Below are 15,045 nucleotides of genomic sequence, written 5' to 3'. Positions count from 1 at the left end.
CATCCGGCCCGACCGGGGGAAGAGAAGGTGACGATGGATGCCGAAGCGCAGGACAGCTTTCGGGAGTTCGTGGAGAACCGGTCGTCCGCGCTGCTGAAGACCGCCGTCCTGCTGTCCGGCGGCGACCGGCACGCGGGCGAGGACCTCCTGCAGAGCGCGCTCATGAAAGCGGCCGACCGCTGGCATCGCATCGACGAGCCGGAGGCGTACGTACGGCAGATCCTGTACCGGCAGCAGATCAGCCGCTGGCGGCTGAAGTGGCGGCGGCGCGAGCTGAGCGTCGCCGAGCCCCCGGAGGCCGCCGCCGGCCCCGACGGCGCGGCGGCCGCCGAGCTGCGGCTGCTGATGCGCGGCGCCCTGGCCCGGCTGACCGCACGGCAGCGCACCGTCCTGGTGCTCCGCTACTTCGAGGACCTCCCCGAGGCCGATGTGGCCCGGATCCTCGGCTGCACCGTCGGCACCGTACGGTCCACGACCCACCGCTCACTGGCCAGGCTGCGCGCACTCGCGCCGGAGCTGGCCGCTCTCGACCCGGCCGACCCCGGGCCGCGGCCGTCCCGTGACTTCTCACCCGTGGAGGTGCGTCCGTGAACGTCGAGGAACTCGTACGTGACTCCCTGCGGGAGCTGGCCGCCGATCAGCCGGCGGCCGGGCCGGGCTTCGCCGACCGGGTGTTCGCCGGCCGCAGGCGCCGCCGCACCCGGCGGATCGCCTCCGTCGCCGCGGCCACCGCCGCCGTCGTGGGTATCGCCGTGGCGGTGCCGCTGCTGGACTCCGGCAAGCCGGACGTGCGCCCCGCGAACGTCCTGGACCAGGACGGCGTCCACGCCCACCCGGACCAGACGCCCCCACGCGACGTGATCGGGGCCGGGGACGCGGTGCTGGCCGCGTACTACACGGCGCGCACCCGGCCGCTGGCCGAGGACCGTGCCGTCTCCGAGCGCACCTACTGGCTGCTCGACGCGGAGACCGGGAAGTACGAGAAGGACGCCCGGTGGTCCTTCGTCGCCGTCGCCCCCGGCATCCGGACCGCGGCCGTGCTGGAGCGGCAGCTGCCCGCCCGCCGGATCGGCCTGCTCGACCTCACGACGGGGGAGGTCGAGCGGTGGATCCCGGTCGGGCAGCGGGTCGGCGGGCTGGCGTTCTCGAACGACGGCAGCCGGCTCGTCGCGACGACGTACGAGGACAGCCCGGATACCCAGACCAAGGAGAAGGTGATCAACGCCGACGGCAAGGAGGAGTGGATGTGGATGGCCGCCTGGCGCGGGTCGAGCCGCACCGGCTTCTACGACCTCGACGTCGCCTCCGGCCGGGGTTCTTGGAGCGCGGTCGGACCCGACCGGAACGGCAACGGCCGCCAGGACTTCGCCTACAGCCGGGCCGGTGATCTGGTGTACGAGCGGGTCGTCGGCGGCGCGGACGGCATGCAGAAGTTCTACGACCTCCACGGCCGGGAGGTGGCCGCACCGGCGAACGAGAAGCATCTGCGCTCGGACGTCCCCGCGCGGCTGTCCCCGAGCGGGCGGCTCGCCGCCCTCGGCCTGACCAAGGAGGTCAACGGCTCGCCCGGCCGGTCCTACTCCTCGATCCGTGATCCCCGTACCGGCAAGGAGATCACCAGGGTCCGTGGAGCCCATCTGCTGGCCTGGGCCGACGAGAAGCGGCTCATCGCCTGGGAGCGGGTGACCAGCCTGGACGAGGAGTACCGGCCGCGGCTGGTGCTGGTCACCATCGGCAGCGACAAGGTCGTCCCGCTGAGCGGGGTCCGCGAGGAGAACCTGAACGCCGAGCGGCAGGAGTGGGAGCCCGTCTTCGCCCGCCGGTGAGCGGACGTCGATCAGCCGGCCGTGAGGGACTCGTAAGCCGACAGCAACCCGTCGACCGCCCCGCGGTCGGCGGGTCGCAGTGGTGCGCGGACCGGGCCCGCGGGCAGACCGAGTTCGTTCAGGAGGGCCTTCGCGGTGACCGCGCCGGGCAGGCCCGCCGACATCATCGACTCGATGAGGGGCGTGGCGCGCTGCTGGAGCCGGGCCGCTCCCGCGGTGTCGCCGGCGTCGAACGCGTCCAGCACGGAGCGGAGGTGACGGGGGATCACATTGGCGACCGTGCTGACGTACCCCGCACCGCCCACCGCGTACAGCGCGAGATTGTGCTCGTCGCAGCCCGCGTAGTACGCCAACTCCGTGCGGGCCAGCACCTTCTGGGTGCCGAGGAAGTCGTAGGAACAGTCCTTCACGGCGACGATCCGGGGGTGCTCGGCGAGTCGGATCAGGGTCTCCGGCTCGATGCGTGTGCCGGTGCGGCCGGGGATGTCGTACAGCGCGACCGGCAGCCCCGCCGCGTCGGCGATCTCGCGGAAGTGCGCCTCGACCGCGTCCTGCGGGGGCCTGCTGTAGTACGGCGTGACCACCAACAGGCCGTCCGCGCCCGCCTTTTCGGCCACCAGGGCCAGTTCGACGGTGTGCCGGGTGTCGAAGGTGCCCACGCCCGCGACGATCGACGCCCGCTCGCCGACGGCCTCCCGGACGGCCCGGACCAGCTCCGACTTCTCGGTGTCCGTCGTGGTCGGCGACTCGCCGGTCGTGCCGGAGAGCACCAGGCCGTCGCAGCCCTCGTCCACCAGCCGGGCGGCGAGCCGCTGCGCACCGTCGAGGTCAAGTGTCCCCGCCCGGGTGAAGGGCGTGATCATGGCGCACAGGGCGCGGCCGAACGGCGGGGCTGCGGCGGAGGCGTCGGCTGTCGTCATGGGAGTAGTCTCGGCAGGACGATCGCGTAGCTCCACTTAATTCTTCTACCAGGTATTGATAAGGAGTCCTGCGACATGAGGGCTGTTGACTGCGTAGAGCGCGTCGACCTCGGCGAAGTCCCCTACGAGGACGCCGTGCGGGACATGACCGACTGGGTCGCGCGGCGCCGCGCCGGCGAGATCCCGGACCGGCTCGCGCTCCTCAGCCATCCGCCCGTCATCACCTACGGCTCCCGCACCCCGCCCGCCGAGCTGCCCGCCGGCCTGACGGTCCCGCTCGTGCCCGTCGACCGCGGCGGCCAGGCCACCTACCACGGCCCCGGCCAGCTCATCGGCTACCTCGTGCTGAATCTGCGCGAGCGCGGGCCCGGCGACATCGTGCGCTGGGTGGAGAACGGCCTGATCGCCGCCTGCGCAGACCTCGGCTTCGAGACGGTGCGCCGGGACACCCCGCCCGGCGCCCAGTCGCTCGTCGGGGTCTGGACGCCGGACGGACGCAAGCTGGTGTCGATCGGCATGCGCATCAGGGGCGGCGTGACCAGCCACGGCTTCGCGCTCAACATCACCTCCGACCTGGTCGAGTTCACCAGGTTCGTCGCGTGCGGCCTGCCCGGCGTCGCCATGACCTCGCTCGCCGAACTCGCCGCCGAACAGGGGCGGCCGGCCCCCTCGGAGCCGGAGGTCAGGGACGCGGTGGCGCGGGCGCTGGGGACGCGGTAGGCGGCCGTATGCCCTATGTCCAAATCCGGGCGTCATGGGTCACCATGGCCGGGACGGTCAACGACCCCTGGTCCTGGAGGCGTCATGAAGCTCGGCAAGGCACTCGCCACCGGCGTCGCTGAAGAGCGGCCGCAGACCCACGACGAAGAACTCGAACTCGCCGACGAGATCCGCGACATCGAGGCGCCCGCGTCCGCGCCCGAGTCCGAGCCCGAAGAGGTCCCGGCCGTCCGATGAGGCTGCGGCTGCCCGAGGAACGCCCGACGGAGCCGCCGACCGGATACAAGATCGCCCACCCGATGCTGTCCCAGGACGGCACCCGGGCCGGGTTCACCGGTGTGTCGCTGGGCGGCGCGCTGCCGTACGGGGTGCTGGCCGACGCGTCCTGCGTCTACGGCCTCAGACACCTGGCGCCCAGCCGCCGCTGCGACTGCGGCTTCCACTGCGTGCACGACCGCACGACGGCCGAAGGGCTGCTGTGCACGGCCGAGCACCGGGCGGCCGTGCTGCTCGACGTGACCGTGCTCGGCCGCTACATCCGCTTCGAACGCGGCTTCCGCTACGCCCGTCAGCGGGTGCGCACCGCCACGGTCGGCCCGTGCGCCTGCGGCACGGTCGCGACGGCGCTGGCCGACACCGGACGGGGCCGCCCCGGCTGGCGGGAGCTCGCCCCGTCCTGCGGGAGCTGCCTGCGCGGCCGTACGTCCGTCTCGCTCGCGGGGTTCGCCCGGCTGGCGGGGGAGGGGCTGCGGGTGGTCGCGGGCAGGACGGTGACCGCGGCACCGGGCGACCTCGGCGCGGTGGAGGAGCTCGGTGTTCCCGAACTCACCGCGGAGGCCGCGCTGTTGCAGGCCCGCCTCGACTGGTTCCAGGCTCAGCTGGCCCGGCTGGGCGAGCGCGGACCGGGAAGCGGACGGGAGGGATAGCGGGGGCAGGTCCGGGTACCCGGGAGTTCCGAACCGAGAGGAGGCGGAACACCGTGACCGGGACCATGGCCCCCGAACCGGTGCGCGAGGAGCACCACTCCGTGGGCGAACTCGTCGCACAGGCAGGCGAACAGCTCTCCCGACTCGTACGACAGGAAGTCGCCCTCGCCAAGGAGGAGTTGGCGCAGAAGGGCCGGCGGGCCGGTCGCGGCGGCGGACTGCTGGGCGCGGCGGGCGCCGTCGCGTACGCCGGGCTGCTCTTCCTGGCCGCGACCGCCACCGCCGCCCTCTCCCTGACGATGTCCCTGTGGGCCGCCGCGCTCATCGTGACCGGGGTGCTGTTCGCGCTCGCGGCCGTGCTCGCGGCGACCGGCCGCGCCCAGCTGCGCCGGGCCGCGCCTCCCACACCCGAGGAGGCTCTCGGCAGCGTCAGGACGGACGTCGAGGAGATCAAGGAAAGGGCGCACCGATGACGGACAGGACTGCGGGGGACATGCACGGCTCCGCCGCGAAGGCCGCCGACGGGGCCGAGGAACTGCGTGACCAGATCGAGCGGACGCGCGGCGAACTCGGCGACACCGTGGCCGAGTTGATGGAGAAGGCCGATCTGAAGGGCCGGGCCATGGCCCGCGCCGCCGACCTGAAGGACAAGGCGGGCGCGATGACCGTGCAACTGCGCAGCAGCGCCGCCCAGGCCGGCCACGTGATGCAGGACAAGGCGACACGCGCGGGGCACGTTGTCCAGGACCGGGCGACCAAGGCCGGCCACACGGTCCAGGACCGGGCCACCCGCGCCGGTCACACCGTCCAGGACAGGGCGACCGAGGCGGGCCGCGCGGCGGAGCACGGCGCACCGCGCCCGCTCGGCACGGTCGTCCGGGCCGGCCTGCGGCACCCCCGGCCCGTGCTGGTGGCCGGTGCGGCGGTCGGAGCGCTGGTCGCGGCCTCGGTGCTGCGCCGCAGGCGCGGCGGGCGCCGCCGCTGAGACGGCGGCCCCGCCGGGTCCGGTTGGGACGCCGGCCCCGGCGGGGTCGCAGACGTGGTGCGGGAGCGGAGGCACGCGGCAGGGTCTCCGCCCCCCCACCGCCGTGTGCGGATCAGCCGACCCCGGGAAGCGTGATCCAAGGGCGACACCCCGCCCCCTCCAGAGCCCACTTGACCTCAAGTCCGCTTGAGGCCGAAAGGTGATCGGTGCGCACACCGACCGCCGAGCCCTGGAGGCCACCATGACCCGTCGCACCGACGCCCACCCCGACCTCACCCGCCCCGAGGCCGGTGCCCCCTTCTTCAGCACCTGGAGCGTGGGCACCCCGCTGCGGCAACGGCAGACCGTCGAGGCGATCGGGGCCGCCTGGGAACGCCGCCCCTGGCCCTCCGACGGGCTGCTCGGCTACTACGTCTACACCGGCCACGACGCCTCCACCCTCCTGCACCACTCGCAGTGGAGGAGCGAGCAGGCCTACGAGGCCTTCGTCAAGACGCACCGGCAGGAGCGCGTCGACGAGATCGACACCGCCGTGCCGGGCATCGAGCGGCTCCGGCTCGACCGGTACCGCCACTACCGCAGCGTCCGCCGACCGGACGACACCCGCGTCCCGGGCTGCATCGTGATCGTCGAGATCGAGTTCGAGGAGTCCGCCGCCGACAGCCGCCGCGCCTGGGTCGATGCCGTCGTCGAGGCACTGGAGTCCGAGCCCGCCCCGCACCCCGGCGGCATCTCCGGCCACTTCCACCTCGGCACCGACGGCGACCGGGTCCTCAACTACGCCGAGTGGGAGAGCGCCCAGGCCCACATCGACGCCCTCGCCGCCCCGGGTGACGGGATCGGCTCGGCACGGGAGCAGTGGGAGCGCGTGCAGACCTGGCCGGGGCTGAAGAGCAGCACGGTCAGCCGGTACGACTACGCCCTCGGGCTGATCCCAGACTGAACCCCTCCCTGACCGGCCCCTCCACCGAAAACTTTAGCCTCCTGGACAAAAAAAGTTTTCGGTGAGACGGTGGACCCATGCTGGACGTCACCGTGATCGAGGACCCCGAGGCCGCAGCCGTCTCCCTGGACCCCATAAGGGCCCGGCTGCTCGCCGAACTGGCGGCCGGCCCCGCGTCGGCCGCCATGCTGGCCGGCAAGGTCGGGCTGCCCAGGCAGAAGGTGAACTACCACCTCAAGGCACTGGAGCGGCACGGCCTGGTCGAGCTGGCCGGCGAGCGCCGCAAGGGCAACGTCACCGAGCGGCTGATGCGGGCGACAGCCGCGTCGTACGTGATCTCGCCGCTCGCGCTCGCCTCGGTGCAGCCGGACCCGGACCGCTTCCGCGACCAGCTCTCGGCCCGCTGGCTGCTCGCGCTCGGCGCCCGCCTCGTACGGGACGTCGGTTCGCTGATCACCGGCGCGGCCAAGGCCCGCAAGCGGCTGGCGACCTACGCGCTGGACGGCGAGGTCCGCTTCGCCTCGGCCGCCGAACGGGCGGCGTTCATCGAGGAGTTGACGGCCGGAGTGAGCGCGCTGATCCGCAAGTACGACGCGCCCGGCGCCGAGGGCGGCCGCGATCACCGGATCGTCGTCGCCGTCCACCCCACGGTCAAACCACCGTCGGCCACCCCGGAGACGACGGAAAACCCCGAACTGAACCCGTAGTACCAGGAGCCCACCATGTCCAAGGAATTCGAGATCGTCGGCGAGTTCGAGGTCGACGCCACGCCGCAGGAGGTGTGGGAGGCCGTGACCGCCGGTACCGGTGGCTGGCTGTGGCCGATGGAGGCACCCGAGCCGCGAGTGGGCGGCAAGGGCCCCTTCGGCTCGGAGGTGACCGCCTGGGACCCGCCGCACCACTACACCAACCGCGTCGAGAACGTCGACGGCATCTCCGAGCAGACCCTCAACCAGCTCGACTACACCGTCGAGCCGCGCGACGAGGGCCGCCGCGCCTGGGTGCGGTACGTGCACAGCGGCATCTTCGTCGACGACTGGGACAACCAGTACGACGGCGCCAACCGGCACACCGAGTTCTATCTGCACACCCTGCGCCAGTACCTCACCCGCTTCCGGGGCCGCCCGGTCACCGCCTTCGCCACCTTCGACGGGCCCGAGGCGTCCAAGGCGGCCGACGCGTTCGTCACCGTGGGCCGTGCGCTCGGCCTCGCCGACGACACCGCGCAGGGCGCGAGCGTGCAGGTGCGCGGTCCGAAGGGGCAGGTCCTGGACGCCGTCGTCGACTTCCGCAACCCGTACTTCCTCGGGCTGCGCACGGACGACGCGCTCATCCGCTTCTTCGGCCGCAACCACTGGGGCTACATGGTCGGCATGTCGGTCCACGACTTCGCGCCCGGCGCCGACGCCGAGGCGGACGAGGACATGTGGAAGGGCTGGCTGAACGGCGTGTTCAGCCAGCCCTGAGCCGCACCGGAGGTTACGGGCGGAAGCGCAGTACCTGCGGGTCGTGGTCGCTGATCTGGTCGTTGAACTCCGAGTTGATGTGCACGCTGTCGTACTCGAAGTCGCAGCCGCGCCGGATCGACGGGCTGACCAGGATCTGGTCCAGCGTCTGGGCGTTGCCCTGGTAGACGTAGGAGTAACGCTCGCTCCTGGGCAGCGACTTGATCGCCGACCACAGCTCGCCGTCGCCCTCGAGGATCTTCACGGTGTCGGAGAACTCGAAGTCGTTGATGTCGCCGAGGGCGATGACGTCCGCGTTCTTCTGCGTGTCGAGGACGTCCTTGACGAACGAGTGGATCGCCGTGGCCTGCGCGTGGCGCTGGACCTCGGAGCTGCGGCTCGGCGGCTGGTACTGCGCCGTCAGCCCCTGGTCGCCCCCCTTGGAGTTGAGGTGGTTGGCGATCACGAAGACGGTCTTGCCGCGGAAGACGAACTCGCCGACCAGCGGCTTGCGGCTGCTGCCGAAGGCCGCGTTCGCCGGGTCGATCCGGCCGGGGGAGAGGGTCAGGGCGGCCTTGCCGCGCACCTTCGTCACACCGACGGCGGTCGTGGCGTCGCCGCCCGCACGGTCGGTGAAGGACACCCGCTCCGGGTTGAACAGGAACACCTGGCGGATGTTGCCGCCCGGCTCGCCGCCGTCGGCGTTGTTCACCGGGTCGATCGAGCGCCAGTCGTACTTCGGGCCGCCCGCGGCCACGATCGCGTCGATCAGCTTGGTCATCGTCTGGTCGGCGGCGACCGTGCCGTCGTTCGTCGCGCCGTTGTTGTCCTGGATCTCCTCCAGGGACACGATGTCGGGCGACTGGAGGTTGTTCACGATCGCGGACGCGTGCTCGGCGAACGTGGCGTCGGACGGGTCCAGGTTCTCCACGTTGTACGTGGCGACCGCCAGCTCGCCGCGCGACTGCTTCTGCGTGGCCTCCTTCTTCAGACCGGCGCTCTTCAGCGTGCCGAGCTGGTTGGCGACCAGGGTGTATCCGCCGAACTGGTTGTAGTCCAGCGGGCCCGCGGTGGCACCCTGAAGGACGTCACCCACGTTCGCGGTGGGGAAGTCGGCGGTCTTGCCCAGGGACTGGATCTGCAGCCGGCCGGTGTTCTGGGAGTCGTAGGTCCCGTAGACCGTGCCACCGCGGCGGTTGCGGTTCTCCCACGGCTTCACCGTGACCCACAGCTCGGTGTACGGGTCGGTGGCGCCGACCACGCGGGTGTCGGCGACCTGGACGTTCTCGCCCTCGAGGGACTCGTAGTAGTCCAGGGCGTACTTCCCGGGCTCCAGGGTCAGGCCGTTGACGGAGCCGCCGGCGGCGGTGTCGCCCCCGGGGCTGTAGGCGGCCGGGACCGACTTCGCGTCGATCACCTTGGCGGCCGGGACGGCGTTGCCGCTGGAGACGACGGTGATCACCGGCTTGGTGATCTCGGTCAGCGACTGGTTGCCGGAGGAGGCGCCGCCCGGGACGTACTCCGAGACCGTGCCCGAGACCAGGACGGAGTCGCCGACGGCGACCTTCGGGTTGGAGCTGGTGAAGACGAAGACGCCCTCGCTGGTGGCCGGGTTGTCGTCCGGGGTCGGGTCCTGGATCCAGAAGCCTCTGGACGACCCGTAGGTGCGTACGCCGGTGACGATGCCGGCCACGTCCGTGACCTGCTTGCCGGCGTACGGGGATATTCGGGTACTGCCCTGGACGTCATGGATGCGCATGGAGTCGGCGTGCGCGGGCGCCGTGAGGATGACGGTGGACGCCGCGGAACAGACGGCGGCGACGGTGAGCGCGGCGAGACGCGCGGACTTCTTGCTCGGCAACGGGATCCCTCCGGGGACATGCGTGGGTGCCGGGACGAGGGTGAAAAGCGGGATGGAGCGTGGGACCGGTCGGTCATGCCCGGTCGGACTGCAACGCGCGTAGAAAATACAGTGAACAGATGTCCGCCAAATTTCTACGCGCGTAATCTCCTGCGTGGTCACGCCACTTGTCAAGGTTTCGGCCATGTACACCGGCCGACAGGGAGATGAACCGGGCGGCATGGGTCCAAATCCGTCTAGGCTGAGCGACTGAGCCGCGGTGTGCAGCGGCTGATGAGCCGTGCTGAGCACGGCCGTGCAAGCGCCTAGGAGAACCATCCGATGTCAGACAGCGCCCCCTTGCCGCCGGTACGGCTGCACCCCGAAGCGGAGCTGGCGCGGGACGCGCTGTCCACGCCGTTGCTCTCGCGCGCCGCGCGGCTGGCCCGCTGGGCCGGGCCCGACACCCGGATCGACGCCGGGGGCGGCCTCGTCGACGAGCAGTTGCCGGCCGCCGCCGAGGAACTCGGACTGAGCGGGGACGACGCCGCCGCGTACGCCGCCGAGGCCTGGCGGGTCGCCGTCGACACCGGACTTGTCGAGATCGCCGACGAGGAGGAGGGCACCGTCGAGGCCGGCGCGGAACTGGCGCTGCTGACCGGCGGCGCCCCGCACGACGTGCTCGCCTTGTGGCTGGAGGCGCTGGAGACGGTGCTCGCCGACGCGAGCGTGCCCGACCTCGACGACCTGGTCGACGCCATGGACGAGGGCGGCGAGGTCGACCTCTCCCGGCTGGACTGGGACCCGGAGGCCGAGGCGGAGTTCCTCGACGGCGTGCTCGGCAACCTGTATCTGCTGACGGCCAGTGAGGACGGGCCGGGCGACGGACCCGTGCCGCTGCCCGCCCTCGCCGCGTCGATGATCGTGCCCAGCGACATGGGCGAGCCCACCAACGACGTACTGGAGCAGGTCTCCGACGCGATGATGCGCCTGGACGACCAGTTCCGGCTGCTGGACCCGGTCGGTCTCGTGGAGTACCAGCCGGTGGACGAGGCGCTGATGGCGGAGGCCGAGGCCGCCGAGGAACCGCCGGGCGGCATCGACGACACCGACGTGTCGCGCTACGGCATGGTGCGGCTGACCCCGCTCGGGCTGTACGGGATGCGCGCGCGGCTGCTGGAGGCAGGGTTCGAGGCGCCCGCGGTCGGCGACCTCGCGGACAAGGGCGCCGACGCGCTCCTCGACGGGACGGCCACCTTCCCGCAGGCCGCCGCGCAGACCGAGACCGAGCAGTGGCTGGCCCGGCGCGAGTCCCTGGCCGCGGCACGGGAGTTGCTGGCGGCGGCGCGCGGCGCGGACGCCGGGGCACCGCTCAGGCGGCTGCGGTGCCAGCAGGCCCTGTCGCTGGTGGGCCCGGAGGCCGAGCCGGCGCTGCGGGAGGTCCTCGACGACCCGGAACTGGGCGGCCTCGCACGCGTGTGGCTGACCGAGGCCGGGTTCCCGGAGGTGCCCGCGCCCTCCCAGGACCTGGTGTTCTGGCTGACCGTCGACACGGTGGCCGCGCAGCTCGCGGCCGAGGGGAACTCCGACGAACTCCGGGCCCTGGTGGAGGGCCTGGCCGCCCAGCACAGCGGGTTCTTCGCGGCGGCCTGGCGGGTGGAGCACCCGGCGACCGCGGATGTCCTGGAGGCGATGGGCCGGCTGCACCCGGACAAGAAGGTCGCGAAGGAGGCGCGGAAGGCCGCGTTCAAGGCGCGGTCGCAGCAAGGGGGGTGACTGCCGGAAGGCGGCTTCGGGTTGGTCGTGGTTGCTCGCGCCCACGCGGCGGAGCCGCATATCGACACCGTCCCGCGCCCCTTTGGGTGTTGTTCAACTGGTGTTAAGACGTGAGCGGGACCGTGTCGCCGATCGAAGTCCGCCACCCTCCACGGCGCACCCACTGTGATCAGGAGACACCATGTCGCTCACCCGTAGGGACTTCGCCAGAACATCCGCGGTCACCGGTGTCGCGCTGGCAGGCAGCGCCGGCGTTCTCGCCACCGCGCCGAACGCCCTCGCCTCCACCGAGTCCGAGATCGCGAGCGAGGAGTCAGCGGACGCCCACGGCGGCGGTGTCGGCTACGGACCGCTCGTCGCGGACCCCGAGGGCCTCCTCGCGCTGCCCGCCGGATTCAAGTACCGCGTCATCACCTACAGCGGGAAGACCAAACTGGAGTCGGGCGAGTTCACCCCCTCCAACCACGACGGGACGGCCGCCTTCGACGGCCCGCGCGGCACCACCCTCCTGGTCAACAACCACGAGCTCGGCGGCCCCCGCGCCCAGTGGCCCCACCCGGTTCCGCTGACCGAGGGCCTCGTCTACGACCCGGCCGCCTCCGGCGGCTGCACGGTCGTCGAGGTGCGCCCCGACGGCCGCGTCGCCGAGTGGGTCGGCATCGCCGGCACCGCCACCAACTGCGCGGGCGGCAGCACCCCTTGGGACACCTGGCTCACCTGCGAGGAGACCGAGGACAAGGCCGGCGCCAACGGCATGACCAAGGACCACGGCTACGTCTTCGAGGTCGACCCCGCCGACCACCGCGCCAACAAGAACCCCAAGCCCATCAAGGCGCTCGGCCGCTACGCCCACGAGGCCGTCGTCATCGACCCCAAGCGCGGCCACGCCTACCTCACCGAGGACGCCTCCAACCCCAACGGCCTGCTCTACCGCTGGACCCCGCCCGAGCACTTCCACCACGGCCGCGGCAAGCTGCGCACCCTCGCCGACGACGCGGGCACGCTCCAGGCGTTCAAGTGCTTCGACTCCGGCGGCAAGTTCGTCGACGACCTCTCCCGCGCCACCAGGATCGGCACCGTCTACGGCGTCGACTGGGTCGACGTGCCCGACCGTGACGCGCGCACGACGTCCGTGCGCAAGCAGTTCACCACCGGCCAGGTCACGCGCGCCCGCAAGCTCGAAGGCATGTGGTGGGGCGACGGCGGCGTGTACATCGTCTCCTCCTACGCCCGCGCGGAGAGCCCGGGTCAGCCGCACGACGGCTCCGTCTGGTTCTACGACCCCAAGCGCCGCACCCTCACCCTGAAGGTCCTCATCGGCGTCAACCCCGACCCGTCCAAGGACGGCGCCTTCGACGGCCCCGACAACATCACCGTCTCCCCGTACGGCGGCCTCGTCATCGCCGAGGACGGCGAGGGCATCCAGCATCTGTTCGGCGCCACCGACAGCGGCCGCACCTACCCGATCGCCCGCAACGAACTGAACATCGGCACCGCCGAGGAGCCGGAATACAGCGAGTTCACCGGCGTCACCTTCTCCTGCGACGGCCGCACCCTCTACGCCAACATCCAGACGCCCGGAATCATGCTCGCCATCACCGGTCCCTGGAAGCGGCAGCGGCGGTAATACACCCACGGCGGCCATTAATTCGCTCGCCCGTCCCGAGCTGCGCCTCCTACAGTGAGATCACAACGTCACGCACCTCCCGGTGCGATGGCAGCGGCTACTTCTCTTCCAAAGAATCCCAGCCGCCGCCGACTTGATCTCGGGAGGCGCAGCTCATGGTGGGTGCCCGGTGCGCAGGCAACGGTTACTTCATTGGATCTGGCGGTTGCGGGTTCGAATCCCGTCATCGACCTCGGGTCGGTGTAGCTCAATTCGGCAGAGCACCAGGCTAAAGTCCGTCGCCGACTCCTGATCTCGGGCACCCATCTTTTGCTGCGCCTTCCTCCGAAACACGAACGAATTCGGGGGGAATTCAACATGGCGCGATTCAACACGCGCGCCGCCAAGGCGCGTTTCACCTCGCGGGTCACCTCGACCGGCCGTGTGCTGCGCACCTACGAGGGCGGCCGCGGCCGTGAGCGCGACGCGCGCTCCGAGCTGTTCCTGCTCGCCGTCTCCAACTTCGTCTCCCAGAAGACCTTCTACGAGACCGGCGCCGACCGCGACGACCGCTTCGCTCGGCTCGTGCGCGAGCTTGCCCTCACCGACCCGCAGTGGACGGCCGGCCTGCTCGGCTGGCTGCGCGGCGAGGGCAACCTCCGTACGGCCTCCGTCGTGGGCGCCGCCGAGTACGTCAAGGCCCGCCTGGACGCCGGCGCCACCGACGGCCCGTCGAACCGGCAGGTCGTCGCCTCCGTCCTCCAGCGGCCGGACGAGCCCGGCGAGCTGCTCGCGTACTGGACGGCGCTGTACGGCCGTAACGTCCCCAAGCCCCTCAAGCGCGGTGTCGCGGACGCCGTACGGCGTCTGTACAGCGGCAAGTCGCTGCTGAAGTACGACACCGCGTCCAAGGGCTACCGCTTCGGCGACATCCTCAACCTGGTGCACGCGGCACCGGACCCGGACAAGCCGTGGCAGGGCGAGCTGTTCCGGTACGCCCTCGACCGCCGGCACAACCCGGACACCGCGCTGCCGCCCGCGTCCAGCGACGTCCTCACCGCACACCGCGAGCTGATGGCGCTGCCCGTCGACCGGCGGCGGACCGTCGTCACGTCGGACGGCGGCGCCGAGCGGCTGGCGGCGGCCGGCATGACGTGGGAGGCACTGGCGGGCTGGCTCCAGGGGCCGATGGACAAGGAGGCCTGGGAGGCCGTGATTCCGTCGATGGGTGCCATGGCGCTCGTACGGAACCTGCGCAACTTCGACGAGGCCGGTGTGTCCGACGAGGTCGCGGCCCGGGTCGCCGCGCGGATCAGCGACCCGGCCCAGGTCGCGCGCTCGCGGCAGTTCCCCTTCCGGTACCTCGCCGCGTACCAGCACGCGCCCTCGCTGCGCTGGGCGTACCCGCTGGAGCAGGCGCTCGGCCACTCGCTGGCCAACGTGCCCAGGCTGCCGGGCCGCACGCTGGTGCTCGTCGACCGCTCGGGCTCGATGTTCTGGTCGCGGCTGTCCGACCGCTCGCAGCTCAACCGGGCCGACGCGGCGGCGATCTTCGGTACGGCGCTCGCGCTGCGGGCGGCGAACGCGGACCTCGTGCAGTTCGGTTCCGACAGCCGCGAGATCGCCTTCCGAAAGGGGGAGTCGGTGCTGAGGATCCTGGAGCGCTTCGGGGACCTCGGCGGCACGGACACCACCGAGGCCGTGCGCCGGCACTACCGCAGGCACGACCGGGTGCTGATCGTCACCGACGAGCAGTACGCGCCCAGCCACCACGGCGACCCGACCGAGCAGGTCCCGGCCGACGTGCCGGTCTACACCTGGAACCTCGCCGGGTACCGGGCGGGCCACGGCCCGTCGGGCACCGGCAACCGGCACACCTTCGGCGGCCTGTCCGACGCGGCCTTCCGGATGGTTCCGCTGCTGGAGGCCGCGCGGGACGCCGACTGGCCCTGGGCGGCCTGAGGCGGAAACGCCCCGGACGAGAGTGGCCCGCACCACGTGGGGAGTGCGGGCCACTCTTCCCTTGCCCGTCTCTTGTCGGGCCGAGGGCTGACATCT

General features: G+C 71.8%; 15 protein-coding genes. 13 read left to right on the top strand and 2 right to left on the bottom strand.

Annotated features, from left to right (window positions below; translation table 11 throughout):
* Positions 1-33: 33 nt before the first annotated feature.
* A complete protein-coding gene (locus PGH47_RS10245; protein ID WP_271663164.1) occupies positions 34-591 on the top strand; it encodes a SigE family RNA polymerase sigma factor in 558 nt (185 codons plus the stop codon).
* Positions 588-1,826, top strand: coding sequence for a WD40 repeat domain-containing protein (locus PGH47_RS10240; RefSeq protein ID WP_271663163.1), 1,239 nt, complete (start codon positions 588-590; stop codon positions 1,824-1,826). Before PGH47_RS10245 ends, PGH47_RS10240 begins: the two co-directional genes overlap by 4 nt.
* 11 nt (positions 1,827-1,837) lie before the next feature.
* Here PGH47_RS10240 and dapA read toward each other — a convergent pair whose 3' ends face one another.
* Positions 1,838-2,746, bottom strand: coding sequence for a 4-hydroxy-tetrahydrodipicolinate synthase (dapA, locus tag PGH47_RS10235; RefSeq protein WP_271663162.1), 909 nt, complete (start codon positions 2,744-2,746; stop codon positions 1,838-1,840).
* Between the two features lie 75 nt (positions 2,747-2,821).
* Here dapA and lipB point away from each other — a divergent pair, with 75 nt between their 5' ends.
* The 8 genes from lipB to PGH47_RS10195 all read left to right on the top strand — a co-directional run bounded on the left by lipB (position 2,822) and on the right by PGH47_RS10195 (position 7,786).
* Entirely contained in the window at positions 2,822-3,466 is a 645-nt protein-coding gene (gene lipB, locus PGH47_RS10230; RefSeq protein ID WP_271663161.1) for a lipoyl(octanoyl) transferase LipB, read from the top strand.
* Positions 3,467-3,550: 84 nt separating this feature from the next.
* Positions 3,551-3,703: a hypothetical protein gene (locus PGH47_RS10225; protein ID WP_271663160.1), complete on the top strand. Its 153-nt coding sequence runs from the start codon at positions 3,551-3,553 to the stop codon at positions 3,701-3,703.
* Positions 3,700-4,392: a hypothetical protein gene (locus tag PGH47_RS10220; RefSeq protein ID WP_271663159.1), complete on the top strand. Its 693-nt coding sequence runs from the start codon at positions 3,700-3,702 to the stop codon at positions 4,390-4,392. The genes PGH47_RS10225 and PGH47_RS10220 overlap by 4 nt, the downstream gene beginning before the upstream one ends.
* 53 nt (positions 4,393-4,445) lie before the next feature.
* On the top strand, positions 4,446-4,865 hold the full coding sequence (locus PGH47_RS10215) for a phage holin family protein (RefSeq protein WP_271663158.1): 420 nt from the start codon (positions 4,446-4,448) through the stop codon (positions 4,863-4,865).
* The gene (locus PGH47_RS10210) at positions 4,862-5,377 is read left to right on the top strand and encodes a DUF3618 domain-containing protein (RefSeq protein WP_271663157.1); all 516 of its coding nucleotides are present in this window, start codon (positions 4,862-4,864) and stop codon (positions 5,375-5,377) included. Before PGH47_RS10215 ends, PGH47_RS10210 begins: the two co-directional genes overlap by 4 nt.
* Before the next feature lie 241 nt (positions 5,378-5,618).
* Entirely contained in the window at positions 5,619-6,320 is a 702-nt protein-coding gene (locus tag PGH47_RS10205) for an antibiotic biosynthesis monooxygenase (protein ID WP_271663156.1), read from the top strand.
* Between the two features lie 77 nt (positions 6,321-6,397).
* Positions 6,398-7,027: an ArsR/SmtB family transcription factor gene (locus tag PGH47_RS10200; protein ID WP_271663155.1), complete on the top strand. Its 630-nt coding sequence runs from the start codon at positions 6,398-6,400 to the stop codon at positions 7,025-7,027.
* A gap of 15 nt (positions 7,028-7,042) precedes the next feature.
* Entirely contained in the window at positions 7,043-7,786 is a 744-nt protein-coding gene (locus PGH47_RS10195; protein ID WP_271663154.1) for an SRPBCC domain-containing protein, read from the top strand.
* Between the two features lie 13 nt (positions 7,787-7,799).
* Here the strand turns inward: PGH47_RS10195 and PGH47_RS10190 are convergent, their stop codons facing one another.
* The gene (locus PGH47_RS10190) at positions 7,800-9,626 is read right to left on the bottom strand and encodes an endonuclease/exonuclease/phosphatase family protein (RefSeq protein ID WP_271663153.1); all 1,827 of its coding nucleotides are present in this window, start codon (positions 9,624-9,626) and stop codon (positions 7,800-7,802) included.
* 321 nt (positions 9,627-9,947) lie between these two features.
* Between PGH47_RS10190 and PGH47_RS10185 the strand changes: the two genes are divergently transcribed.
* The 3 genes from PGH47_RS10185 to PGH47_RS10175 all read left to right on the top strand — a co-directional run bounded on the left by PGH47_RS10185 (position 9,948) and on the right by PGH47_RS10175 (position 14,949).
* Positions 9,948-11,381, top strand: coding sequence for a hypothetical protein (locus tag PGH47_RS10185; RefSeq protein ID WP_271663152.1), 1,434 nt, complete (start codon positions 9,948-9,950; stop codon positions 11,379-11,381).
* 181 nt (positions 11,382-11,562) lie between these two features.
* Positions 11,563-13,008: an alkaline phosphatase PhoX gene (locus PGH47_RS10180; RefSeq protein ID WP_271663151.1), complete on the top strand. Its 1,446-nt coding sequence runs from the start codon at positions 11,563-11,565 to the stop codon at positions 13,006-13,008.
* Between the two features lie 357 nt (positions 13,009-13,365).
* Positions 13,366-14,949 (top strand): TROVE domain-containing protein, encoded by a 1,584-nt coding sequence (locus PGH47_RS10175; RefSeq protein WP_271663150.1) that lies wholly within the window; start codon positions 13,366-13,368, stop codon positions 14,947-14,949.
* Positions 14,950-15,045 lie beyond the last annotated feature (96 nt).

The organism is Streptomyces sp. HUAS 31, from assembly GCF_028198125.1.
Lineage (GTDB): Bacteria > Actinomycetota > Actinomycetes > Streptomycetales > Streptomycetaceae > Streptomyces > Streptomyces chartreusis.
The sequence above is the reverse complement of the archived record's forward strand: the minus strand, read 5'-3'. Positions and strand labels throughout refer to the sequence as shown.